General features: G+C 68.4%; 12 protein-coding genes. 5 read left to right on the top strand and 7 right to left on the bottom strand.

Annotated elements, in window-relative coordinates:
* The first annotated feature begins 15 nt into the window (after positions 1-15).
* The gene (locus tag ACEN8G_RS12570; protein WP_413414412.1) at positions 16-930 is read left to right on the top strand and encodes an ROK family protein; all 915 of its coding nucleotides are present in this window, start codon (positions 16-18) and stop codon (positions 928-930) included.
* A 36-nt stretch (positions 931-966) separates the two neighbouring features.
* Here the strand turns inward: ACEN8G_RS12570 and ACEN8G_RS12565 are convergent, their stop codons facing one another.
* Positions 967-3,423, bottom strand: coding sequence for a calcium-binding protein (locus ACEN8G_RS12565; protein WP_413414411.1), 2,457 nt, complete (start codon positions 3,421-3,423; stop codon positions 967-969).
* A 336-nt stretch (positions 3,424-3,759) separates the two neighbouring features.
* Between ACEN8G_RS12565 and ACEN8G_RS12560 the strand changes: the two genes are divergently transcribed.
* Together ACEN8G_RS12560 and ACEN8G_RS12555 are read left to right on the top strand one after the other, a co-directional pair.
* Positions 3,760-5,490 carry a type I secretion system permease/ATPase gene (locus ACEN8G_RS12560; protein WP_413414410.1) on the top strand — a complete coding sequence of 577 codons (1,731 nt, stop codon included), beginning with the start codon at positions 3,760-3,762 and terminating at the stop codon, positions 5,488-5,490.
* A 2-nt stretch (positions 5,491-5,492) separates the two neighbouring features.
* Positions 5,493-6,848, top strand: coding sequence for an HlyD family type I secretion periplasmic adaptor subunit (locus ACEN8G_RS12555; protein WP_413414447.1), 1,356 nt, complete (start codon positions 5,493-5,495; stop codon positions 6,846-6,848).
* A gap of 32 nt (positions 6,849-6,880) precedes the next feature.
* On the opposite strand, the gene ACEN8G_RS12550 is transcribed toward ACEN8G_RS12555, so the two are convergent.
* The 4 genes from ACEN8G_RS12550 to ACEN8G_RS12535 all read right to left on the bottom strand — a co-directional run bounded on the left by ACEN8G_RS12550 (position 6,881) and on the right by ACEN8G_RS12535 (position 12,088).
* A complete protein-coding gene (locus ACEN8G_RS12550; RefSeq protein WP_413414409.1) occupies positions 6,881-9,256 on the bottom strand; it encodes a TonB-dependent receptor in 2,376 nt (791 codons plus the stop codon).
* A gap of 4 nt (positions 9,257-9,260) precedes the next feature.
* Complete coding sequence (locus ACEN8G_RS12545; protein WP_413414408.1) at positions 9,261-10,250, bottom strand: FecR family protein; 990 nt, start codon at positions 10,248-10,250, stop codon at positions 9,261-9,263.
* A gap of 39 nt (positions 10,251-10,289) precedes the next feature.
* The gene (locus tag ACEN8G_RS12540; protein WP_413414407.1) at positions 10,290-10,766 is read right to left on the bottom strand and encodes an RNA polymerase sigma factor; all 477 of its coding nucleotides are present in this window, start codon (positions 10,764-10,766) and stop codon (positions 10,290-10,292) included.
* A gap of 164 nt (positions 10,767-10,930) precedes the next feature.
* Complete coding sequence (locus tag ACEN8G_RS12535) at positions 10,931-12,088, bottom strand: TIGR03032 family protein (protein WP_413414406.1); 1,158 nt, start codon at positions 12,086-12,088, stop codon at positions 10,931-10,933.
* A gap of 227 nt (positions 12,089-12,315) precedes the next feature.
* Between ACEN8G_RS12535 and ACEN8G_RS12530 the strand changes: the two genes are divergently transcribed.
* Positions 12,316-16,749, top strand: coding sequence for a beta strand repeat-containing protein (locus tag ACEN8G_RS12530; protein WP_413414405.1), 4,434 nt, complete (start codon positions 12,316-12,318; stop codon positions 16,747-16,749).
* A gap of 142 nt (positions 16,750-16,891) precedes the next feature.
* The gene (locus ACEN8G_RS12525; RefSeq protein ID WP_413414404.1) at positions 16,892-18,328 is read left to right on the top strand and encodes an NAD-dependent succinate-semialdehyde dehydrogenase; all 1,437 of its coding nucleotides are present in this window, start codon (positions 16,892-16,894) and stop codon (positions 18,326-18,328) included.
* A gap of 97 nt (positions 18,329-18,425) precedes the next feature.
* On the opposite strand, the gene ACEN8G_RS12520 is transcribed toward ACEN8G_RS12525, so the two are convergent.
* Together ACEN8G_RS12520 and ACEN8G_RS12515 are read right to left on the bottom strand one after the other, a co-directional pair.
* Complete coding sequence (locus ACEN8G_RS12520; protein WP_413414403.1) at positions 18,426-23,174, bottom strand: beta strand repeat-containing protein; 4,749 nt, start codon at positions 23,172-23,174, stop codon at positions 18,426-18,428.
* 226 nt (positions 23,175-23,400) lie between these two features.
* Positions 23,401-24,534 carry an ROK family transcriptional regulator gene (locus ACEN8G_RS12515; protein WP_413414402.1) on the bottom strand — a complete coding sequence of 378 codons (1,134 nt, stop codon included), beginning with the start codon at positions 24,532-24,534 and terminating at the stop codon, positions 23,401-23,403.
* Positions 24,535-24,550: the final 16 nt, after the last annotated feature.

Below are 24,550 nucleotides of genomic sequence, written 5' to 3'. Positions count from 1 at the left end.
TCGGATCTTGCCCGCGTGAGCGATGTTCACAATGTTACGCCGCTGCGGGCCGGCATCGAACTGGGCGGAACCAAGTGCGTCGCCACGCTGGCGAGCGGTCCGGAGGATATCCGCGACCAGCGCACCGTGCCGACCACCCGGCCCGACGAGACGCTGCCCGCGATCCTCGCGATCCTGCGCGAATGGGATGCGGCGGAAGGTTTCGCCGCGCTCGGCATCGCGTCCTTCGGCCCGATCGACCTCAACCCGCGTTCCGCCAGCCACGGCCAGATCCTGGCGACCACCAAGGCGGCATGGCCCGGCACCGATGTGCTCGGCATCCTGTCGGCGCCCTTCGACGTGCCCGTCGGCTTCGACACCGATGTGAACGGCGCTGCGCTGGCGGAGATGTCCTGGGGCTGCGCGCAGGGGATGGACGACTTCGCCTATGTCACCGTGGGCACCGGCGTCGGCGTCGGGCTCGTGGTGCACGGCCTGCCGACCCGCGGCTTCGCGCATAGCGAGCTCGGCCATATCCGCGTGCCGCGCCTCGCCGGCGACAACCAGCCGAGCTTCTGCAGCTTCCACGACGATTGCGTCGAAGGGCTCGCCTCGGGCTCGGCGCTGAAGCTGCGGCTGGGCGGTCGCCCGATCAGCGAGGTGGGCGCGGACGATCCCGTCTGGGCGCCGGTCGCCCATGCGCTGGCGATGATGTGCCACGCGATCGTCTCTTCCACCGCCCCGCATCGCATCGCGATCGGCGGCGGCGTGGTGACCGGCCAGTCGCACCTGCTCGGCCGGATCGAGGCCGAGCTCCGCGCCAGCCTCAACGGCTATATGACGCTGCCCGACGATGGCCCATACATCGTGGCGCCCGCGCTGGGCGACAAGGCGGGGCCGCTCGGCGCCATCGCTGTCGCCGACCTCGCGCTCTCCAAGGCAAGAACTTAAGCCCAGAAGGTCGGCGCCTGGCGCCGACCGTTCCTGCTAGACCACGAAGAAGTCGGTGTGCGCCAGGTGCAGCCCCGGCGTGAGCGTCGCGAACTGGACCGCGGCGCCGCTGCCATTGCCGTCGGCGTCATAATAGAGCGCGCCCGTCGCCGCGTCGTAGAGGATGCGGTCGTCGGCGTCGGTGGCGACGCGGCCGGTGACGAATGCCCCCTCCGACAGCGCGCCCTTGCCCAGCGCGGTGAAGATCGCGGAATCGAGCGCGATGTGATCCTCACCGCTCACGAAGTCGGGCAGCAGGTCGATATTGGTCGGCCCGAGCGCAGTGCTGAACACGAAGGTGTCCGCCCCGCCCATGCCGCGCAGCGTGTCGGAACCCGCGCCGCCGTCGAGCGCGTTCGCGCCGGCATTGCCGATCAGCTTGTTGTTGAGCTCGTTCCCGGTCAGATCGATCGCGGTCAGCGCGTTCGGATCGGCGGTGCCCAGCACTTCGATCGAAACGCCGGCTTCAAGCGCATAGCTTTCGGATGCATAGGCGGCGTCGAGGCCTTCGCCGGCCAATTCGACGATCTTGTCGCCCTTGTTGACATAATAGGTGTCGTCGCCGGTGCCGCCCTGCATCAAATCCTGCCCGGCACCGCCGTCCAGGATGTCGTTGCCGCCGAGCCCGAGCAGCGTGTCGTCGCCGGCGCCGCCATAGATCTGGTTGTCGCCGTTGTTGCCGACCACGCGGTTGTTGAACTCGTTGCCCGCCAGGCGCAGCGGGTCGGTCAGCCGCCAGTCGGTCGTCCCGATCACCTCGACGCTCGACCCTGCCTCGAGCGAGAAGCTGCTGCTCGCATAGACGGTGTCGAAGCCCTCGTCGGCCGCCTCGCGGACCACGTCGCGGGCATCGTCGACATAATAGCTGTCGTCGCCGGTGCCGCCCTGCATGAGGTCGTAGCCGGCGCCGCCGTCGAGGATGTCATTGCCGTCCATCCCGACCAGGCTGTCATTGCCGGCACCGCCATAGAGCTGGTTGTCACCGCTGTTGCCGACCAGCTTGTTGTTGAACGCGTTGCCGGTGAGGCGCAGCGGATCGGTCAGCCGCCAGTCGCTCGTGCCGAGGACTTCGATCTCCGCATCCGGATCGAGCGTGAAGTTCCCGCTCGTGTAGATCGTGTCGAAGCCGTCGCCCGCCGCCTCGACCACGACATCGCCCGCATCGACATAATAGGTGTCGTTGCCATGGCCGCCTTCCAGCAGGTCCTGCCCCGCACCGCCGATCAGCGTGTCGTTGCCGAAGAAGCCGGCGAGCCAGTCATTTCCGTCGGTGCCGACCAGCCGGTCGTCCACGCCGGTGCCGAGGATCATGTCGCCCGGCGCATCGCTGCCGAGAAACCCGTACAGGCCATTGGCGACCAGCTCGGTATCGGCGCCCAGCAGCGGCAACCCGGAAATCGGGAACATCAGCCCAAGCGCTCCCCAGGCCTCGATCTTGCCGCCTTCCCAGCTGATGCCGTCGCCGAAGACGTTGATCCCGTAGGAGCCGACCGGCGAGAGCGGATCGACGATGCCGAGCGCATCGGTGTTGGTGATGAGGAGGACGCAGGGCGTGCCGTCGGAAGAATAGCCGAACTCGGCCCCGATAACCGCGCCTTCGAAATAGGAGCCGTCGATCGTGCCGCTGACCCCGCCCAGCCGGGCGGCGGCGTTGGCTGTCGATACGAAGGACGATCCCTCGATCACGAGGCCGGTCACCGGATTGAACCCCGCCGAGGTGATCGCCGCGGAGGTGCCGGTCTGCACGGTGCAGTCGATGATCGAGATGTTCTCGAGGCCCGCGACACTGGTGATCAGGCCGAAGCCGCCGCTCACCGCGCTGATCGAGGTGCAATCGATATAGGTGATGTTCTTCGAGCCCGAGAGCGGATGGAAGCTGTATTCCGAGTTGATGTCGCCATCGCCGTCGCGGGCATTGCAGTTGGTGAGCGTGATCCCGTCGCAGAACATCTGCTCGAACGCGACGTTGGAATTGTAGCTCCAGCAATTGGTGTAGCTGCCGCTCGCATAGACGGCTTCGCCGCCTGCCTGATAGGCGCCCAGATCGCCCTGGGCGAACTGGCCATAGCCGGTGGCGTTGTAGGTGTTGACGTTCTCGACGGTGAAGCCGGTGGCCTGATCCATGTAGCAGGCGTTGAGCCGGGCGCCGTCGATGAGGAGCTTGGCCGCGTCGATGCTGAGATTGGAGACGGTGACATTCTCCGCGCCGGTCGCGGAGGCGACCACGCCGAACGAGCCTTCGTCCCGGGCGAATTCGGGGAGCGCCTGGATCAGCGTGGAATCGGTGCTCGTGCCGGTCAGCGTCTTGTCCGAGGGCACGATGATGGAGGAGGCGGCGTAGAAGGTGCCGGGGCCGAGGACAACGGTGGTGACGTCCGGATCGGCCAGCGCTGCCATGATCCGGGCGCTGTCATCCACGCCCGGTGTGCCGGCTTCGATATAGACTGTTGTCACCCAGATACCCTTTTACGCGCATGTTGCACTGCACAACCGCAACAGATGCCCTTCGGCCGGGGTCTTTGCTGTAATATTTCTGAAATTTTCCGAACGTTCTTTATGCGGAATTAATTTCAGATGCCGTGGGGATCGAAGCCAGCGGTCTCTGGATGCCAGGTCAGGCCTGCGCCGGCGGAGCGCTGGACAGGATCGGCGATTTGCTCCACGAGCTATCGACCATCGACTGGCCCCGGGCCATGGGCTGGAATGGAATCTGACCCGGAATCAGCGTAATTTGTGTAAACGCCGTGCGATCCAAAAGGGTTGCGCGGTTGCGCAATTTGGGGCGACGGGATGAAGGACGCTGCCACTCTCGGGACGATGCGCGCTGCGCTGCAGCTTTGCCGGCGCCATTTCGTGGCGGCCGCAGCGTTCAGCGCGCTGATCAACCTGCTCTATATCGTTCCCACCCTCTACATGCTGCAGGTCTATGACCGGGTAGTGCCGACCCAGGGGCTGCAAACCCTGTTGTTCCTGACGCTGGTGCTGCTTTTCGCGCTCGGCACGCTCTCGCTGCTCGACCGGATCCGCAGTCGGCTGCTGGTGCGCGCAGGCGTGCAGCTCGATGCGGCGCTCGCCCCGCTGATCCTCGATGCGACGCTCGGCCGGCCCGAGCTGCCCTTTGCCCGCCAGGCGCTGCGCGAGTTCGACACGCTGCGCGGCGCGCTGACCGGCGCGGGCATATTGGCGCTGTTCGACGCGCCCTGGATGCCGATCTACATCCTGGTCTGTTTCCTGGTGCATCCCTGGATCGGCGCGGTCGCGATCCTCGGCTGTATCGCGCTGCCTCTGCTCGCCTGGGGCAATGAGCGGATGACGCGCAAGCGGCTCGACCGCGCCCAGGCGATCGCAAGCGCATCCTATGCCAGCCAGGACGCCCTGCTCGCGGCGAGCGACAGCGTGCGCGCGCTCGGCATGCGCGAGGCGATGGTCAAGCGCCAGCTGCGCCAGCGCGAGGCGATGCTCAGCGCGCAGACCGAGGCGAGCCTCGCCGCGGGGGGCTTCCTCACCGCCAGCAAGTTCACCCGCCTCGCGCTCCAGTCGCTCGCGCTGGGGCTGGGCGCGCTGCTGGCGGTCGACAACCTGATCTCGGGCGGTGCGATCTTCGCCTCCTCCTTCCTGATCGCCCGGGCGCTCGCGCCGATCGAGCAGCTGATCGGCACCTGGAGGGCCATCGTCCAGGCGCGGCAGAGCTACCACAATCTCGGCGGGCTGCTCGACGGCGCGATGGCGGCAAGCGAGCCGACCCGGCTGCCGCCGCCGCGCGGGGCGATCACGCTCGAGGGCGTGACGGTGCTCAACGACAGGCAGGACGGCGCGATCCTGGCCGGTATCTCGCTCAAGGTCGCACCGGGGGAAGTGGTGGCGATCGTCGGGCCCAGCGGCGCGGGCAAGTCGACGCTGGTGCGCGCCATCGCCGGCGCGCTGATCCCCGATCGTGGCACGATCCGCTTCGACGAGGCCGATACGCGCGACTGGAATCCCGAGATGCTCGCCCGCCATCTCGGCTATCTGCCGCAGGATGCCGTGATGTTCGCCGGCACGGTCGCCGAGAACATCGCCCGTTTCGCCCGCGAGCGCGGCGAGGATCCCGCAGCCACCGATGCCGGGGTGGTCGCGGCGGCGGAGAAGGTCGGCGCCGATACGCTGATCCGCCGGCTTTCCAACGGCTATGACCACCAGCTCAAGCTCGGCGGGCGCGGCATCTCGGCGGGCCAGGCCCAGCGGATCGGGCTGGCCCGCGCGATCTTCGGCGATCCCGCGATCCTGATCCTCGACGAGCCCAACGCGCATCTCGACCAGGAGGGCGACCAGGCGCTGGTTGCCGCTATCGCGGCGACGAAGGCGGAGGGGCGCACCGTGCTGATCGTCTCGCACAAGCTCGGCATCCTGCCGGTGATCGACAAGATCCTCGTGCTGCGGGACGGCCGGGTGGAGATGTTCGGCACGCGCAACGAAGTCCTGCCCAGGATCGCGCCCCAGCCGGTCGGCAGGGTGCGCGCCGCCGCGGGGGATCAGGCATGAGCATGACCCTGTTGCCGTCGCGCGGCGCCGTGTCCGCGCCGCACGCGCGCGCCTTCGCCGATCCGCGCGGCGACATCCGCCTGGGCGTGGTGGTCGCCGCCCTGTTCTTCGTCCTGTTCCTCGGGGCGGCGGCGTTCGTCCGCCTCGATGCTGCAGCTTATGCGCCGGGCGCGCTGGTCGTCTCCGGGCAGCGCCAGTCGGTTCAGCATCGCGATGGCGGCGTGGTTGGCAAGATCCATGTGCGCGAGGGCCAGCGGGTCGAGCGCGGGCAGTTGCTGGTCGAGCTTGCCGCCGCCGAGGTGCGCGCGCAGGAGCGGGCGCTCGCTTCGCAGGCGATCCGGCTGCTCGCCCAGCGCGCACGGCTGGAGGCCGAGCAACTCGGCCGCGCCACGATCACCGCTCCGGCCCAGTTCGCCTCGCTGTCACCCGAAGATCGCGACGAGGCGGCGCTGGCGCTCAAGCTCCAGCAGACCGAGCTTTCGGCCCGCACCTCGGTGCTGGCCGCGCAGCGCGGCGCGCTCGGCCAGCGCGTCGTCCAGTCGTCCCAGCAGGGCAAGGGCTATGGCGAGCAGGCGGTGGCCGCGCGCGAGCAACTGCGCATCATCGACGACCAGATCGCCGCGCTGAAGCCGCTCGCCGACAAGGGGTTCGTCTCGCAGACGCGGATGCGCGATCTCGAGCGCGCCCGCGCCGAGTTGCAGGGGCAGGGCGGGCAGTACAGCGCCAGCGCCGCCCAGACGCGCGGGGCGGCGCGCGAGAGCGAGCTCCAGGCGCTCGAGGCCGAACGCACTTTCCGCGAGCGCACCGCATCGGACCTGCGCGAGGTCGAGACCAGCCTGGGCGAGGTCCTGCCCAAATGGACCGCCGCGCGTGACCAGCTCGAGCGGACCGCGATCCGGGCGCCCACCACCGGTGCGGTGGTGGGGCTATCGGTATTCACGCCGGGCGGTGTCATCGCGCCGGGGCAGAAGCTGATGGACATCGTCCCCGAGCGCGCCTCGCTGGTCATCCAGGCGCGCATCGCCCCCGACGATGCCGACGACCTGCACGTCGGCCAGCGCGCCCTGGTGAAGTTCTCCGGCCTGCACGAGCGGACCCTGCCCAATCTCGAAGGCAGGCTGACCCGGCTCTCCGCGGACAGCTTCACCGACGAGAAGTCCGGACAGAGCTATTTCACCGGCGAGGTGATCGTGCCCCATGACCAGCTCAAGCTGATCCAGGACGTGCGCGGCAAGGATTTCGCCCTGCGACCGGGCATGCCGGTCCAGATCCTCATCCCGCTGCGCAAGCGCACGGCGCTCGACTATGCCTTCGAGCCGCTGCTCGGCAGCTTCTGGGCATCGTTCCGCGAGCATTGAGCGTCTTGCGGTAACTCTGCCTGCGGGCAGGCTTAGGGGCAGCGCAGCAGAAGGCCTATCCTGATCGTCCGGGGGCGTAGCGGGGTGCCTTGCGCGCCGGTTGCCAGTGTGAACGGCGTGCCCAGCGCGAAGACATTGCCGCGCGCATCGAACAGGTTGAACACATCCAGCGACAGGGTCGCCCTGCCGATGTCGAGCCCCAGATTGCCCGAGGCATAGGCATAGTCGCCCTGTTCGAACGCCAGCTCCGGCCCGAAACCGAGGAGCGACCGGCCGACCGAATGCGCGCTCAGCCTGGCGCGAAGCGTGTTCCCCGAAGCGATCCGCCCCTCATAGGCCAGGGACAGCACGCCGCCGTGCCGCGCGACATTGGGGAGCGTCGAGCGCACCGTCTCTTCCAGATAGGGTACCCAGCCGATCAACTCGCTGTCGGCGACGAAACCGCCCGCCGCCAGGGTGACGCCGCGCACCGGCGAGATTCGGACCTGCAGGGTGGCGGTGCGCACCACGCCGTCGCCGACATTGGCGGTATGGGGCAGTCCGAGTCCATCGACGGTGTCTGCCTGCACGTTGCGCCAGTCGGTGCGAGCGAGCGTGCCCTCGATCTGAAGGCCGGCCAGCGCCCGGGCCTGCATCCGGAATCCCATCTCGGCGGTGCGGACGGCGTCCGGCGTGAAACGCTCCACCGCACCGCTCACAGTCAGCCCGCCCGGGCGGTAGCCGCCGGCATAGCGCAGGTAGAGCGTCGCCTGGGGCACAGGCGTCCAGGCGAGGGCAAGGCTGGGGGTGGAAAGCCGCTGGTGCCGCAGCGGCGGGGTCGGCGTCGTGCCCGGCGCCGGCTTGGCGAGAACGCCGGTGGCGGCCCCGCGCATCTCGATGAACGAAATGCGCCCGCCGGCGCTGAGCGTCAGCCTGTCGTCCGGATGCCAGTTCGCCTCGCCAAAGAACGTGGCCTCGTTCACTCGACTGTCGAGCGTTCCCAGGCTGAGCGGTTGCTCGGGCGCCCCGGTGCTGCGTGCCTGCCTGGCGATCGAGCGCAGCGCGGCAAAGCCGATCAGCCCGTCCCAGCGCTGGCCGAAGTTGCGGGTCAGCCGGGTCTCGTTGGACAGCAGCGAGATATGGTCGCGCTGGCGATAGGCGACCGGGTCCTCGCCGGGCTGGGTGGCGTCGAACACCTGCCCGAGCCGCTGGTCGACCAGCCCCCAGCTCGATTGCAGCCGCCCACCGACCAGCGGCCCGGCGACGGAGACCGCCAGCGCGCGGTAGAAGTGATGCGAGGGCTGGGCGAAGGCGGAGGCGCGGACGAGCCGGCCCAGCGTGCGCTGCTCATATTGCGCATCGGCGTTGCGCACGTCCTGGCCGATCCCGGTCAGGTCCAGCGACCAGTTCGAGCCGATCGCCATATGCAAGGCGATCCTGCCACCGGCCACGCGGGTGGAATTGACGTCCTTCCGCCCCCGCCCGGCATCGTCGATATAGCCGCCGATCGTCTCGCGATAGCCGAGGACGCGGACGGCGGCGCCCTCGCCGAGCGGCAGGTTGGCGACCAGGCCGGCATCGGTGCTGCCGGTGCCGTGCGCGGTGGTCTCGGCACCGCCCCATGCCTCGCCCGAGGCCCGCCGCGGATCGGGTGCGTTGGGCACGATCCGTAGCACCCCGCCCAGCGACCCCGCGCCGTATAGCGAGCCTTGCGGCCCCTCGAGCACCTCGACCCGCTCGACATCGTAGAGGCGAAGATCCGGGTCGGGCGAAGCATAGGCGAGGCGCAGGTCGCCGAGATACTGGCCGACCAGCGACGGGCTCGCGCCCGAAAAGCTGCTGTCGGCAATGCCGCGCAGGAACAGCTTGTTGCGGCCCGATCCCAGCCGGGTCGACAGCAATGTCGGATGGAGCTCGGAGATGGCCAGCGTGCCATGCTCGCCGGAGACGTGCGCGATCTCGCTCCCGTCGAGGATAGCCACGCTCGCGGGATAATGGGCGAGGGAAGCGTCCACCTTGCTGCCGGTCACCACGATGTCCGGTGCGACCTGGGGCGCGGACGGTGGTTTCGGCGGGCGGAGCTGGGCGCGGGGGCGCGCTGCGACGATGCGCCAGATCCCGGGGGCGACCCGTCGGGCGGCCAGCCCGGTTCCTGCCAGGGCGGTCTCGATCGCCTTGTCGATCCCGCCGTCGAAGCGCAGCCGCCGGATCGGCCGGCGCAGCAGCGCGGGATCGTCGGTGCCGAAGCTCGCCCCGGTCTGCAGGGCGATCGAACGGAGGGCGGCCGAGACCGGGCCGGCGGGCAGGTCGAGATGGACGTTCCGGACCGTCTGCGCGTCCGCGGGCCTGGCCCCGACCGTCAGCGACAGCGCCGGCAGGAGCAGCGCACAGGCATAGCGGCAGGGAGGGCCAAGCGGGAGCGCGGTCACGTGGCTAGTTCGGGTCCCCGTCCGATGCCGGCGCGAATGCCCAGCCATCGCCGTCGCGGCGGGCGGAGACGCCGAGCACCGCCTCCAGCCGCGAGACCACCGCCTCGGGCGGCCCGTCCAGGTTGATCGAGCCCGCGAAATGCCGGCTCGCCAGGGCCGGGGCCAGCCGGATGCGGATCCCCGTCCGTCGGCTCACATCGGCGACGACGCGCGCGAAGGTCACGTCCTCATAGCTCAGGGCACCACCCCCTCGTTCGGCCCCCTGCGCCGGCGCGAGGGCGGTCGGGCTGCCGGGCGCCGCGCCGTTCGCGATCACGCTGCGCTGCCCGGCATGGAGCTCGAACTGCCGTCCTGCCGCGCGGATCGCCACCGAACCCTCGGTCACGGTTACGGTCGTGGCATCGGTCCCGCGATCGACGTCGAACCGCGTGCCGAGATCGGTCACCTCGATATCGCCGGCGGTCACCGTGAAGGGATGGGCCGCGTCGTGTCGGACCTGGAAGCTCGCCTGGCCGCGGGTCAGGCGCACCGCACGCGGGTTGGCCGGAAGGAAGCGGACCTCGCTGTCGCCGCGCAGCGTCACGCTGCTCGCATCGCCCAGCGCAAGCGTCCGCACTTCGCCGGCCCTGGTGCCGACGATCTGCTCGGATGCGGTGCCCGGTGGTAGCAGGAACCAGGAAGTGCCGAAGGCCAGTCCCGCTACCCCCGCGGCGAGCGCGGCCACCGCCCAGCGCCGGCGCATGGGGCGGGGGGCTTCCTCCACCGGATCGGCAAGATCGCCCTGGATCAGCGTGAATCGCTCGCGTGCGGGCACCGCGGCGATGGTTGCGGCGGCTTCATGGGCGGTGCTGGCCGCGCGATCGAACAACACGGCGTGATGCGGATCGGCAGCCAGCCATTGTTCCAGCGCTTCCCATTCGACGAAGCCGGGTGCGTCGGCGCGGATCGCCCAGGCGATGGCCTGCTCCTCGGCGTCGGACCGTTGCTTGCTCATCCTCGGCATCTCCTCGCGCCGATGACGCCATGGGTCGCTCTAAACCGCATCGCTGTCGTCCCTCAAGCGGGCGAGCGCCGCATAGCTCCGGCGCAGGTCCTTCTCCACCGTGCTGATGCTGATTCCCATCTCCTCGGCGATCCGCCGCTGCTCGATGCCGTCGACGCGGTAGCGGGTGAAGATGCGCATCGCGCGGCTGCCGACTTCGGCGAGCGTCTGCTCGATCTGCTGCAGATGCTCGCGCGCGAGCAAGGCGCGTTCGGCCATCGGCGCCTCCACCGCTTCGGTGATGCCCTGGGTGAAGCTCCAGTCCTGCTCGCGATCCCGCCCGCGCGACGCGCCCCTGCGGGTGTCGAGGACCAGGCGATGTGCCATCTGGTAGAGATAGGCGAGGGGAACATCGACTTCGGTGCGCACCTGCTGCACCTTGATCCAGAGCTCCTGGACGAGGTCCTCGGCACTGTCGGTGCCGCAGCGTATCGCCAGGAAGCGGGCGAGCGCGTCCCGGTGCTGCATGAAGGTTGCGACCAGTATGTTCTGACTTTCCCCCTGCACCCTTCGCCCGCCATTGACCCGCAGCGGCATCCTGCTTTCGCAGTGTTGCGGTGCAGCAGAGCCTTTCCGTCGGGCAACGTCAAGCACATTGCCGAAAGGTGCCCGACCCGGCCGAGCCCCGGCGCTCACGCGGCTTGCGAGAGCGGGGCGCTGTCCAGCAGCGCCGCGTCGAAGCTGATCGTAGCGCGCATTTCGGGGGTGTCCGGGCCCACCGCCATCGGGCAGGCGACACCGGGCATCGCCGTCACGTCGAACAGCTCGGTGATATGGCCCTCGATGCGGATCCACTCGACCAGGTTGCCGGTGGCCAGGTCGACGATCAGCAGCCCGCACCAGGCTTCGGCATCGCGCGCCTTGAGCTCGCCGTCGAGCGACAAATGCTTGAACGTTCCGTCGCGGGGCTTGGAGACGGTTACGATGGCGTGGCCGTCATGGATCGTCATCCCGCGCAGGAAGCCCGGGCAGAAGGCGATGTCGCGCTTTTCGCCGGTCCGCGGATCGACTTCGATGATCTGGCCGCGGCCGCTGTCCAGCGCATAGAGGCGGCCGTCCACCATCCGGGGCGAATGCGGCATCGAAAGCTGGTCGGTCACGATCCGGCCGGTCTGGACCTCGACGATCACGCCGCCCTCGTGGCGCCGCTCGCGCCAGCCGGTCAGCACGTCCGAACGGCTGACAGCGGTCACATAGGCGGGGCGGCCGTCCGCCATCGCCATGCCGTTGAGGTGGCAGCGGTCCTCGGGCGCCAGCTTCGAGATGAAGGGCGGCTTCCAGATCGGCTTGAAGCTGTGGGTCAGGTCCGGCGTGCAAAGGCAGCTGTACTTGGTGTTCACGAAGACCACGCGGCCATCGCCGTCCACGCCGAGTTCGTGGATGTCGATGTCGCCCGTCGTCTGGGCGTTGCGCGGCACCAGCACCACGTCGAAGGCCTCGTTGCCGCGCTCGCCCGGGCGCAGCATGTTCTCCAGCCGCCACACTTGGCAGAGTGATCCCAGATAGAGCCGGCCGTGCGACCAGGACAGGCCCATGGCGCGGCTGAAATTCTGCTGGTTGAACGAGACGGTGCCGTTGGGCTGGCGGCCGACCAGGAACAGCTGCCCGGTCTGGTAGGAGGAGAAGGCCAGGCTGGTGCGGTGCGTCGCCAGCCAGGCGCTCAGCCCGCGCGATACGCTGATCTGCGAGGTTCCCGGTGCGGGGGCGGGCAGGGCCGCGTCCGGCGCACTCGCGGCCCCCATGTTCACCGGTGCGTCATTCCCTGCCGCGTTCTTCTCCGCCGTGGCCATTTCTCGCGTCCCCAAGCCTGCGGGCACGTCGCGCCCGCGCGATTGTCACTATTTTGAAAGACGCCGTCATCGCGTCGTAACCTTGCGCCGGATCGGCCCCTGGCGACATTTTTTTGCATCGCGCGATTTCTGGCTTTTCGAAGGTTGCCGGGCGCAAGGCTCGTCCGGCGACACGGCGTCACAGGATCGTAACCTGGCGCCCCCGGGCGTCCACGCAGGAGATCCCGATGCCCCTCATGGTCCGTGCCGCTGCTCCCCATATGAACTCCGTGCGACCGTCCCGCCGTCGCCTGTGGGGCGCCAGCGCCGGCGCGCTCGCCGCGCTGCTCGCAGCCAGCCCGGCGCTTGCCCAGGCGGACCAGCAATGCGGCCCGGTGGTCGCCGGCACCGTCCAGTGCGCCCCGGCCGACGACGCGCATCCCACCGGCATCCGCTATGACCTCTCGGCCCAGCCGCCCCAGGACCTCACCGTCATCGTGCCGCCGGCGACCGTCATTTCGACGACGGATGACGAGACCGCCGGCATCAGCATCTCGACCGGAGGCGGGGCGATCACCGTGTCCGCGGCGGGCTCGACCGTGCAGACTGCGGGCTGGCGCAGCACCGGCGTGCGCGCCGTCACGGCAGAAGGCAACGTGACCGTGGAAGCCGGCACCGTCACCACCAGCGGCTACCGCGCCGAAGGCATCATCGCCGATGCCGGCAATGGCGGCGGCATCAGCATCACGGCCGACCAGGTCAGCACCTCCGGTGAAGCGGCGTTCGGCGTGCGGGCGAACACCCCCAATGGCGACATCGCGATCCACACCGGGGTCGTCTCCACCTATGGCTGGGGTGCCGACGCGATTTATGCATCGACCAGTCACGGCAACACCACGATCGAGACCGGCGCCGCCTATGCCTGGGGCGGCTCGGCGCGCGGTATCGTCGCCTATGCGTCGGGCACCACCACTATCCATGCGGAATCGGTCGGCACCTCGGGCGGTGGTTACGGCACCGAGGCAGACGCGACGGCGGTGACCGCGATCGGCACCGCGGTCGATGTCGCCATCTCGGGCGGCGTGCGCACCAATGGCGACTATGCCACCGGCATCTTCGCCCGCAGCAACCTGCAATATAGCGACGCCGAGGTCACCCCGACGATCAGCGTGAGCGCAGGCTCGGTCACGACCTCGGGCGCCTTTTCGGACGGCATCGTCGCGCTCAACTATTCCGAGCACGGCGCGACCAATGTCGATGTCGGCAATGTCGACACGCGCGGCGCCGCCTCCTTCGGCATCTATGCCGGCGGCAATGGCGATGTCTCGGTGGAGACCGGCAATGTGACGACGCTGGGCACCGGCTCGCAGGGCTTGCACGCAGTGAGCTTCGGCGGTGACATCACCGTCACCACCGGCAATGTCGCGACCAGCGGCGAGAGTTCGCACGGCGTTTACGCGATCAACTACAGCAGCGGCTCGGTCACGGTGAAGACCGGCGACGTGAAGACCCGCCGCGACTATTCGATCGGCATCGGCGCGCTGTCGCTCGGCGATGTCTCGGTCGATACCGATTCGGTGCAGGTCAGCGGCTATGGCAGCCAGGGCATCGTCGCCTATAGTGTCGGCGGTTCGGTCGACGTCCAGGCGGGAACCGTATCCACCTCAGGCGGCAAGGGCACCGGCATCGGCGCCTACAGCTTCGTCGAGGGCGAGACCGCCCATATCACGGTGGGATCGGTCGATACGCGTGGCGACTATGCGGTCGGCGCCCTGGCACTCGCCGGCGGCGGCAAGGCGAGCATCGACGTGACCGGCACGATCACCACGGCAGGCGAGCACAGCGAGGGCATCGCGGCCTCGGGTGTCGCGCTCGATGGCGGCGACGCGGTGGTGATCAACGCCACGACGGTGATCACCACCGGCGGCGGCGCGCGCGGCATCTCCGCGAGCGGGGTCGGCGACGTTCGGGTCAATGTCGACAAGGTGATCACCTCGGGCGACCTTGGCGGCGGCCGCCACTCGACGTGGGCGGAGGGCATCCTCGCCAGCACCTATAGCGGGACGATCTTCATCGATGCGGGCAGCGTCGAGACGTCGGGGCGCGGCGGCGCTGGTATCGATGCCCAGGCCAATTTCGGCAACATCGCGATCAAGGCGGACACCGTCACAACCGCCGGGATTCACGCGCCCGCCATCGTCACCGCCGCAATGGACGGCTGGACGACGATCGAAGCCGGCACCGTGAAGACCACGGGCGACGATTCCGAGGGGATCATTGCGCGCTCGGTCCCGATGGACATCTATTCTGACGTCGATCGCAGCATCTCGATCAAGGCGGACTCGGTCGCTACGACGGGCAACCGCTCCGACGCGGTCTATGCGATCGGCGCGGGCGCGATCATTGTCGATGCCGGCACCATCACCACCACGGGCACCGATGCCCGCGGCGCCTATGCCGCCAGCATCTATGACGACGTCCGCGTCATCGCCGACAGCGTCAAGACGACCGGCACCGGCGCAACCGGCATCTTCGCGCTGGCTCCCTATGCCGATGTCAGCGTCGAGGCCGGCAGCGTGGAGACCCGCGGCGAGGCCACCGATGCGATCCGCGCGGGTGGCCTGAACGCCGCCGTGACCGTCCAGAGCGTTACCGTCGCGGGTACGGATTCGCGTGCGGTCGACATCCTCGCCGCCGGGGGAGACGCGGTGCTGAAAGCCGGCGCGATCACCGGCTCCGGCGCCGGCAATATCGGCGCGGTGGTCACCAGCTATGATGGCGACACCTCGGTCCAGATCGACCGCATCACGCTCACGGGCGCCGACAGCATCGGCATCGCCGCCAGCGCGTTCGGGGGCAACCTGACCATCTCCAGCGGTGCGGCCAGCACGACGGGCACGGCCATCGATGCGACGGCCAGCGGCGACGTCGCGATCACGGTTCGCGGCGCGACAAAGTCGCAGGGCGACGCGATCGTCGCCACGGGCAACAATGTCTCGCTGACCATCGCCGCCGGCGGCAGCGTCTCCGGCGTGAACGGCATCGTCGTCAGCGCCCAGACCTATGTGCCGCCCGAGGAAGGTGAGGGCGAGGAGCAGAACCAGCGCGCCGCCGCGGACCCGCTGCACCACTTCACTCTCACCAATGCCGGCCTGCTCGAAGGCGGCAGCGGCTATGCGCTGCGCGTCGATGCGGGCACCGCGACGATCGCCAACAGCGGGAAGATCCAGGGCCGCCTGCTGCTCGGGGACGGCGATGATCTTCTGACCAATACCGGCCTGTTCCTGGCTTCGGCGGACAGCGATTTCGGCACCGGAAACGATCGCTTCCTCAACCAGGGCACCGTCCGCATCGGCGCGGCGGGCGCGCCTGCCGCCGGCGTGACGCTGCTCGGGCTCGAGCGGTTCGAGAATGCCGGCGGCACGATCGACCTGTCGAACGGTCATGCCGGCGATACGCTCACCTTGCCGAAGGACTATGTCGGCTCGAACGGTGCCCGGATCGCGCTCGATGTCGGTAGCGGCACGACCGACCGGCTCGTCATCGGTGGCGCCGCGACCGGCTCCACCGCCGTGCTGCTCGCCGATGTCGGCAACGCGAACGCGGTCCTGACCGGCCAGGCACCCGTCGCGCTGATCCAGGTCGGTGCCGGCTCGTCGGCCAACGCCTTCACCCTGGCAAACAGCGACATCGGCCTGGTCCATTACGATCTGGGCTTCGACGCCGCGAGCGGCAAGTTCCTGCTGCGCAACGCCGCGGGCACGCCGGTCTACCGCCTCGCGAAGCTGAACGAGACGCTGGCGAACGCATGGAGCCGGGGCGCCGACACCGTCGCCACCCATCTCGCCGGCATCCGCGATGCGGGCATGACCCAGTCGCGCGCGCTCTGGGGCATTTTCGGCGGGGGCAGCGAACGCATTCGCCAGACCCGCTCGATCAACGGCAGCGACACGGCGGTCGGATATCGCCAGGACGAAGTGGAAGCACGGATCGGCTATGACTTTGGCGGCGGCGATGCCGGGCGGCCGGGCTTCGGCCTGACCGGCGGTTACATCAACTCCAAGGTCAATTTCTCAGGCAGCGCCGCCCATGCCACCGCCGACAGTTTCGACCTTGGCGGTTATGGGCGCCTGTCCAGCGGCCGCTTCTTCGCCAACGGATCGGTGAGCGTCGCCTTCCATTCGCTCAAGGTCGTCGACCGGTCGCTCGGCTATAGCGACGATGTTTCCGGGCGCAGCGTCGGTGCGCAGGTGGAAGTGGGTGCTCGGTTCGGCGGCGGGGCCTTCTTCGTCGAGCCTTCGGCGCGGCTGTCCTGGTCGCATACCAGTCTCGATGACGTCGCTGCGCTGAGTCAGACGGTCATGCTCGACAGCCTGACCAGCGTGCGTGGCACCTTCGGCGCCCGTCTGGGCGGGGCGACCCATCTCGGCTCGACGCCGGCGACCTTCTATGCCGGCGTGCATTATGTGCACGAATTCGCCGGGAAGAACGATGCGACGCTGTTCAGCAGCACCGCCAGCGACACGATCTCCGGACTGGCACTGCCCGATCAGGCCCGCGCATCGATTGGTGCGAGCATCGGCGGTACGGGCCCGGTGACCGGGTTCATCCAGGCAGAAGGCGCCTTTGGGAGCGGTCGTCGGGGCGCCGGCGGGCGCGTTGGCATCCGGTTCGGCTTCTGATCGTCGCCCGAAGCGATAGTTGCCGTGGCGGGAGCCGCGGCGACTATCGCTTCGGCATCCGCCGCTCTCGACAACCTCGCCAGCAGAGCCGAAGGGGGGCATGCCGGAATCGATTCCCGGGCGTTGGCGAAAGGCTTTTGAGATGACCGCTGGAGTGTTCCCCGATCTGAACCTGTACATCGGTAGCGAGTGGCGCGGGCCGGCAGGGCGGGAGACCCAGCCGGTGCTCAACCCCGCGACCGGCGAGACGATCGGCGAGCTGCCCCTGGCGAACGCCCAGGACCTGGCCGATGCGCTGGAGACCGCCGAGCGCGGTTTCGCGACCTGGCGCGCGACGCCCCCCGAGCAGCGCGCCGCCGTGCTGCTGCGTACCGCCGCGCTGCTGCGCGAGCGCGCCGAGGAACTGGCCCAGATCGCCACGCTCGAACAGGGCAAGCCGCTGGCCGAGTCGCGCGGCGAGGCGCTCTATTCGGCCGCTTTGCTCGAATTCCATGCCGGCGAGGCGCTGCGCAACTATGGCAAGGTGCTGCCGCGCGCACCCGGACTGCGCTCGCTGGTGCTCAAGCAGCCGGTCGGCCCGGTGGCGGCGTTCTGCGCCTGGAACTTCCCGGTGATCAATCCGGTCCGCAAGATCTCGCCGGCGCTGGCCGCCGGCTGCTCGGTGATCCTGAAGCCGAGCGAGGAAACGCCCGCCAGCGCGATCGCAGTGATGAAGTGCTTCCAGGATGCCGGCCTGCCCGGCGAGGTCTGCCAGATCGTGTTCGGCGTGCCGGACACCGTCTCGCGCACGCTGCTCGCCTCGCCGGTCACCAGGAAGCTCAGCTTCACCGGCTCGGTGCCGATCGGCAAGCATCTGATGAAGCTCGCCTCCGACACGGTGATGCGGATGACGATGGAGCTCGGCGGCCACTCGCCGGTGCTGGTGTTCGACGATTGCGATCTGGAGAAGACGCTCGACACGCTGGTCGCGCACAAGTTCCGCAACGCCGGCCAGGTCTGCGTCTCGCCGACCCGCTTCTATGTGCAGGAGGGGATCTACGATCGCTTCGCCGCCGGCTTTGCCGAGCGCACTGGCCGGATCAAGATGGGCGACGGGCGCGAGGCCGGGATCAATATGGGCCCGACCGCCAATCCGCGCCGCCCCGGCACGATCGAGGCGCTGGTGGAGAATGCCCGCAGCGCTGGTGCCAAGCTGCTTGCCGGCGGCGGGCGCGGGGAGGGCGACGGCTTCTTCTTCCAGCCCACCGTGCTCGGCGACGTGCCGATCGAGGCCGCGGCGATGAACGACGAGCCCTTCGGCCCGCTCGCGCTGCTTGCCCGCTTCGGCAGCGTCGAAGATGCGATCGGCCATGCCAACCGCTTGCCCTATGGCCTTGCCGCCTATTGCTTCACCGAGAATGGCCGCCGGCAGAACCTGCTCGCGGACGCGGTCGAGTCCGGCATGGTCGTGATCAACAATGTCCGCACCTCCTGGCCCGACGCGCCGTTCGGCGGGATCAAGGAAAGCGGCTTCGGATCGGAAGACGGTCCCGAGGGGGTCGACGGCCATATGATCACCAAGGCCGTCCATATGAGCTGAGCCGCGGCTCGCCCGACGCTATCTCGAGGATCTCAGCCGCCGGGCAGTGTCAGGCCCGGCGGGCTGCAGATTCGGGCGGCACGTCGCTCGTGCATCTTCAGAGCGAGAAATCGCTGGCCGACATCGACAGGCCCCAGAGCTGGGTCGTCAATGCAATGCTGAAGTCGGCCACGCCGTTGCCGTCGGTATCCGCCTCGACTGTCCAGTTGAAACCGCTGCCGACGACCCGCAACTGGCCCGCGACACCGCTGAAGGCCGCTGCGCCGATGAAAGCGAAGCTTCCATCCCCCGTAAGGGCGCCATTCGCGTCGATCTCGCTGAGGTCTATCAGGTCGCCCCGCTGGAAATCGGTGATCGTGTCCCGGGCGCCCAGTCCGTCGAAGACGAAGCGGTCATTGCCCAGGCCGCCGGTCAGCCGGTTTGCCTCCGCATTGCCCGCAAGCACGTCGTCGAAGTTCGATCCGATGACATTCTCGATCGATATCAGCGTATCGATGCCCGCACCCCGGGTCTGCTGGTCCTCGAGCCACGACAGGTCGATCTCGACCCCGCCGGACGCGCTGGCATAGGTCACGGTGTCGATGCCCGCGCCGCCGGCGATGACGTCGTCCCCGTCGCCGCCGTCGAACAGGTCGTCGCCGGCATCGCCCCAGAGCGTGTCGTGGCCCGTCCCGCCGGTGATCGTGTCGCCGCCGTTGCCGCTGATCAGCCAGTCCTGCCCGCCGTCGCCCTGCAGGGTATCACTACCGCTGCCGCCCTCGACGCGGTCGTCGCCCTCGCCACCACGCAGCGTGTCGTTGCCGCCGCCGCCGAGGATGCTGTCGCTGCCATCGGCCCCGTCCACCGTGACCGTGCCACTGGCTGCGGTCAGATCGATCGCGTCGTCGAAGCTGCTGCCCAGGACCTGGCTGATCTGCTCGATATTCTGGATCGTGCCGCCCCCCAGGCTGAGGGCTCCGCCGCCGACCACCTGCGCCGCGCTGAACGTAACGCCGGTGCCGGCCCCCGCGAAGGAAAGCTGGAGCGTGTCGGTGCCGCTTCCGCCGTCGGCGTCGTCGCCCCACCCGATCGCGAGGACATCGTCCCCGCCGCCGCCGGTCAGCACGTCCTTCTCGACGCCCAAGTCGTTGCCCGCCGCCAGGCTGCCCGGCGCGAAGTCGCCCGACACCAGCAGGTCTACGCCGTCGTCGCCGATCAGCCGGTCGGCACCGGCACCGCCCGCGATCTGGTTGCCGTTCGCCGAGGCGCGGATCTCGTCGTCGCCCTCGTCGCCATAGACTCCGCCGCGATAATAGGTCTGGGAGAGGATGATGCGATCATTGCCGGACCCGCCATGGGTCTCGCCATGCGAATAGATCGTGTCGTTGCCGCTCCCGCCATAGGCCAGGGTGAAGCTGTTCGCATTGGTGTAGATGGTGTCGTTGTCGGCGCCGCCGTCGATCTGCTGCAAATACTGGCTGTTGCGGCCGTCGAGAAAATCGTCGCCGTCGCCGCCGAATATCTGGCTGGTCCGATAGTCGGCGATGACGCGGTCATTGCCGCCCATCGCATAGACGACGGCGCCCGGTGCATAGCCGCCCGCGTGGTACAGGGTGAAGTCGTCGGCATAATCGCTGCCCTGCAGCCAGCCCACGCCCTCGATCCCACGGATCGTCCCCGTACCGTTGGTCACCACCGACTGGCGGAAGTCGAGCGTGACGCCGCTGCTCGCGCCCATCAGGCTGAGATAGAGGACGTCCTCGGCGTCCCCGCCGTCGACGCTGTCGTTGAACCCGGCGAAAAGATAATCGCTGCCCGCCCCACCGCGGAGCGTGTCGGCCTCGTTGCCGGTGTCGAGCGTCGGGTTGTTCAGATAATAGATGCTGTACGGATAGCCGAACGGCGCATAGCGATCGGCCGAGAACAGGGTGTCCGATCCGTCGCCGCCGCCGATCGTGTCGGCACCGCTGCCGCCCCAGATCGTGTCGTTGCCGGCGCCGCCGTCCAGCAGATCGCCGGCCTCGGTTCCCGCCACGATGTCGTTGCCGTCCCCGCCGACCGTCGCGATCGCCCCCCGGGGCGTGAAGCCGAGCTGGGCCGCCGTGAAGTTCGCCGCATTGGTGTTCTGGAAGGTCAGCAAGGTGATGAAGCCATCGCCGCCGCCGTCCCGATCGAGCTGCAGCACCGTGGAGGCGCCGCTCTGGCCCAGCCGGATATGGCCGGAGAGGAACGGATTGGCGGACGGGTCCCATCCGGTCAGCCAGCCCTGGAGGAAGCTGGTCCAGGACAGCGTGTCGCCACCGGCGCCGAGATCGAAATCGGTGATGGTGATCCGGGCGTTCGGATCCACCTCCGGCGTGTAATCGGAGAAGCGGATCACATCGGCGCCAGCGCCGAGGGTTACGGTTCCGGTACCCGCGAAGGTTGCGAATTCAACCTCGTCGTTTCCGTCGCCGCCATCGATCGTCACCGTACTCGCATTGCCGACGACGAGCCAGATATGGTCGTCCCCGGCGCCGCCGAGAAGGCTCACCGCCCCGGCGGTCGGAGCCGGCCCGTAGCTGAAGCGCGTGAGACCCAGCTCGTCATTTCCGTCGCCGGCATCGAACAGATCGGCGCCGGAATCATCGTCGTACAGAACGTCGTCGCCGCCGCCGCCGATCAGGATGTCGGTGCCGAGACTACCGGTCACATGATCGTTGCCGTCTCCGCCATCGAGATAGTCCCCGCCGATGGCTGCCGAGAGTTCGGTCCCGGCATAGAGACGATCGTCGCCGCCATATCCATAGATCGTGTCCGAACCCTCTCCGCCGACCAGCGTGTTGTTGTCCGCGCTTCCCTTTATCAGGTCGGCGCCGCCCCCGCCCACGGCGTTTGCGGAGCCGTTGGCGTTGAGGATGTCGTTGCCGATGCTGCCGATGATGACGCCGCTCGACGTAGTGAGGGTCTGGCCCGTGCTGGACGTACCGACCAGCCGCTCGACATTGGCCGGCATGGTATAGACCGCCAGCGAAGTCCGGACTTCATCGCCACCATAAACAACGAATTCATAGGGTTCGATAACCTGGTCGCCGGCCTCCGAGACGATATAGATGTCGGCGCCGTAACCGCCCGACATGATGTCGTCGCCCGCACCGCCGTCGAGAAGATCGTCGCCGCCATTGCCGATGAGCGTGTCGTTGCCGCCCAGGCCGTGCAGCGTGTTGGCGCCGCCATCGCCCTCGATGACGTCGTTGCCCTCGGTCCCGGTCAAAGTCGCATAGCCGCCAAGGTTGAAGGTGGTGAGGCTGCTGGCGGCAAGATTCTTGAAGATCACCAGGTCGGTCATCGCGGCGGGACCGGCCGCGCCGTCCACGTCGATCTGGAGAACCGCGTCCGCGCCGCGCTGGATTCTCTGGAGATAGCCGCCCTCGAACGGGTTGCTCTGCCCGTTCCAGCCCGTCAGCGCATATTCGAGATAATCCTGGATATCGAGCCGGTCGCCGCTGTTGCCCGCCTCGAAATCGCGCACCACCGCGGCCACGATCTGCTTGGTGGCCTCGGCACCGAGGCTGAGCGTATCGGCGCCGCTGCCCAGCGTGATGAAGTTGGTGGTGCCGTCGATCGCGACGTCGACCGTGTCCGCGCCAGCGCCCGCATCCACATCGACGGTGAGCGCGCCCTCGGCGCGGATGCCGTCGTTGCCGTCCCCGCCGATGAAGGTGACGTGATCGGCCTTGGCGGTGCCGCGGAAAAAGGGCCATAGCCCGAACTGCAGGGTGTCGTTGCCTGCGCCGCCATCCAGCACGATCGTGCCGCCAGGCTCCCGCGCGGTCCGGCCGACTTCCAGAAAATCATCGCCGTCGTCGCCGAACAGCTGATCACTGCCGGAATTATAGTCGAACAGCGTATCGTTGCCCTGTCCGCCCAGCAGGACATCGTCGCCGAAGCCGCCCTCCAGCCTGTCGGCACCGATCCCGCCTTCCAGCTGGTCATTGCCATAGCCGCCAGACAGCTTGTCGTCTCCGTCGAGCCCCCGGAGCAGGTCGTTGCCACCGGAGCCGTCGAGAATATCCGCACCCGAAGTACCGTCCGCCGTGATCGACGGCGAGGCGCCGCCATTGGGCGCGAAGCCGAGATTGTAGCTCGTCAGCGTGGCCGCATTCACTCCCTCCAGGACGAAGAGATCGCGCAGGTCGTTGCCGCCGCCGTTCAGGTCGATCTGCACGACGGCATCGGCACCACGCTGCACCAATGCGAGATGCCCGCTGGCGAACGGATTGGTGACGCGGTCCGATCCCGTCAGCGACGCCAGCACCCGGTCGAAGTTGATCCGGTCGCCGGCGGCGCCGGCTTCGAAATCGGTGACATGGATCGCCGCGCCAATGGTCAGCGAAGTCGTGCGGAGCAGTTCGAGGACATCGGCGCCCGCCCCGAAGGTGAAATTGTAGGCGGTGGCGAGATTGCTGTAGTCGAGCTCGATGCGATCGGCGCCGGATCCGGCATCCAGCGATACCGTCTTGCCGCCCGCGACATGGATGAAGTCGTCGCCATCGCCGCCCAGGATCGTCGTGGCCTGAGCCATGTACCAGGCGTCGAATAGGATATGGTCGTTGCCGGTGCCGCCATCGAGCAGCACAGTGTCGGCATGGTTGGACCTGAGGTCGAGCTCGAGCAGGTCGTCGCCGGCTTCGCCGAACATCTGGTGCGTTCTCGCCACCGGATCGGAGGACACCTCCCTGATCCAGTCGTTGCCGTCACCGCCATACAGGCTGTCGCTGCCGTCATCGCCGTCGATGCGATCATCACCGCCGAGTCCGTAGATCGTGTCGTCGCCAGGAGTGTCCTGGATCGATTCACCCGCGTCCGTGCCCGTGATGACTGCCACGAATCCCCCCTTGCTTCCGAAACCGGAAAACAGCTGAAGTCTGCTCTACTGTTCTTACTGGGGGAGTGCGGCCCTTAGCCTCGCCCGAGATACGCGGCCGCCCGGATTCTTCCCGTGACGGTAACCATATGTGTCGCGCATCTTCCTCACGCCCGCAAGGCTTTGCACCGCGGAGCTACGATATTAGCACATTGGACAATCGGGGCGCTTCGGACGGGCCCGCTGCCTATGTCCGCGCTACCGTTGCATGAATCGGCAGCAGCGCGGCGCCCAGCGCGGAGCCGGCGCCGCCGAGCCGGGAAATCTCGATGTCGTAGCGCTCCTTCTCGCTCTCCGCGATATGATCGCCCCACTTGATCGCGCCGCGGTTCAGCCGATCGGCAAGTCCGTGCATGATCGCGGACGGCAAGGGGCTCATCAGCCGGATCGCGCCCGGATCGAACCAGGCCAGCGCCGAGTTGATCGTCTGGAGGAGCTGATCGGCGGCCCGTTCCAGCCACTGATCGATCGTCGCCTCATATCCCGAGATCGCCTCGGCGAAATCCGCCAGCGATCCGACCTCGCATCCCGCCGCCTGCAGCGTCGCGATCAGGTCGAGCGTCGTCGGGCGCGGCTGGTTGCCCGGGTAGAACATGCCGATCTCGCCGGCGCTTCCGGTTTCGCCGCGCATCAGCCGGCCTTCATGGACGATCCCCGCCCCGACGCCGTGCCCGAGCAGGATCACCACCGCCGTGGTGCAGCGCTGGATCAGCCCGCCCAGATAATATTCGGCGAGCGCAGCCGCCGTCGCGTCATTCTCGATCCAGATCGGCAGCCGCAGCGTTTCCTCGAAGATCGTGCGCAGCGGCGCGTCCTTCCAGCCGGGCAGGTTGCGGACGACGTGCCAGCGATTGCCGTCGCGCGACAGGGCAGGGCCGGGCACGCTGAAACCGACGCCGTACAGGCGGCTCCCCAGCAGCCGATGCTCGATCGCGAGCTCGTGGATGCGGCGATCGACATGGCGGGCGAAGTCTCGCGGGTCGATCGGCTCGATCTTCTCGGAAGTGAGCGACACCACGCCCCCGGCATAGTCGACCAGCGCGATTTCCAGCAGCCCGGCATAGATTGCCAGCCCGACGGCATAGCCCCCGGCCGGCGAAATTCGCAACGGCACTGTCGGGCGGCCCCGCCCCGCCAACGCTTCGGCGGGCAGTTCCTCGATCAGCGCCTGCCCGATCAGCGTCCTGGTCAGCTTGGAGATGGCGCCGTTGCTGATCTGCAGCGTCTCCGCCAGCGCAGACCGCGATTGCGGGCCGCGTGTGCGCAGCTGCCAGAGCAGCCGCTTCTCCTCCTCGAGCAGGGTGACCGGGGGATGCCTCATCGTCCCGAGCCCATAG

It is taken from the genome of Sphingomonas sp. Sphisp66 (assembly GCF_047324325.1).
GTDB lineage: Bacteria > Pseudomonadota > Alphaproteobacteria > Sphingomonadales > Sphingomonadaceae > Sphingomonas.
Note: the sequence above shows the minus strand (reverse complement) of the source record. Positions and strands in the feature narration are given on the sequence as shown.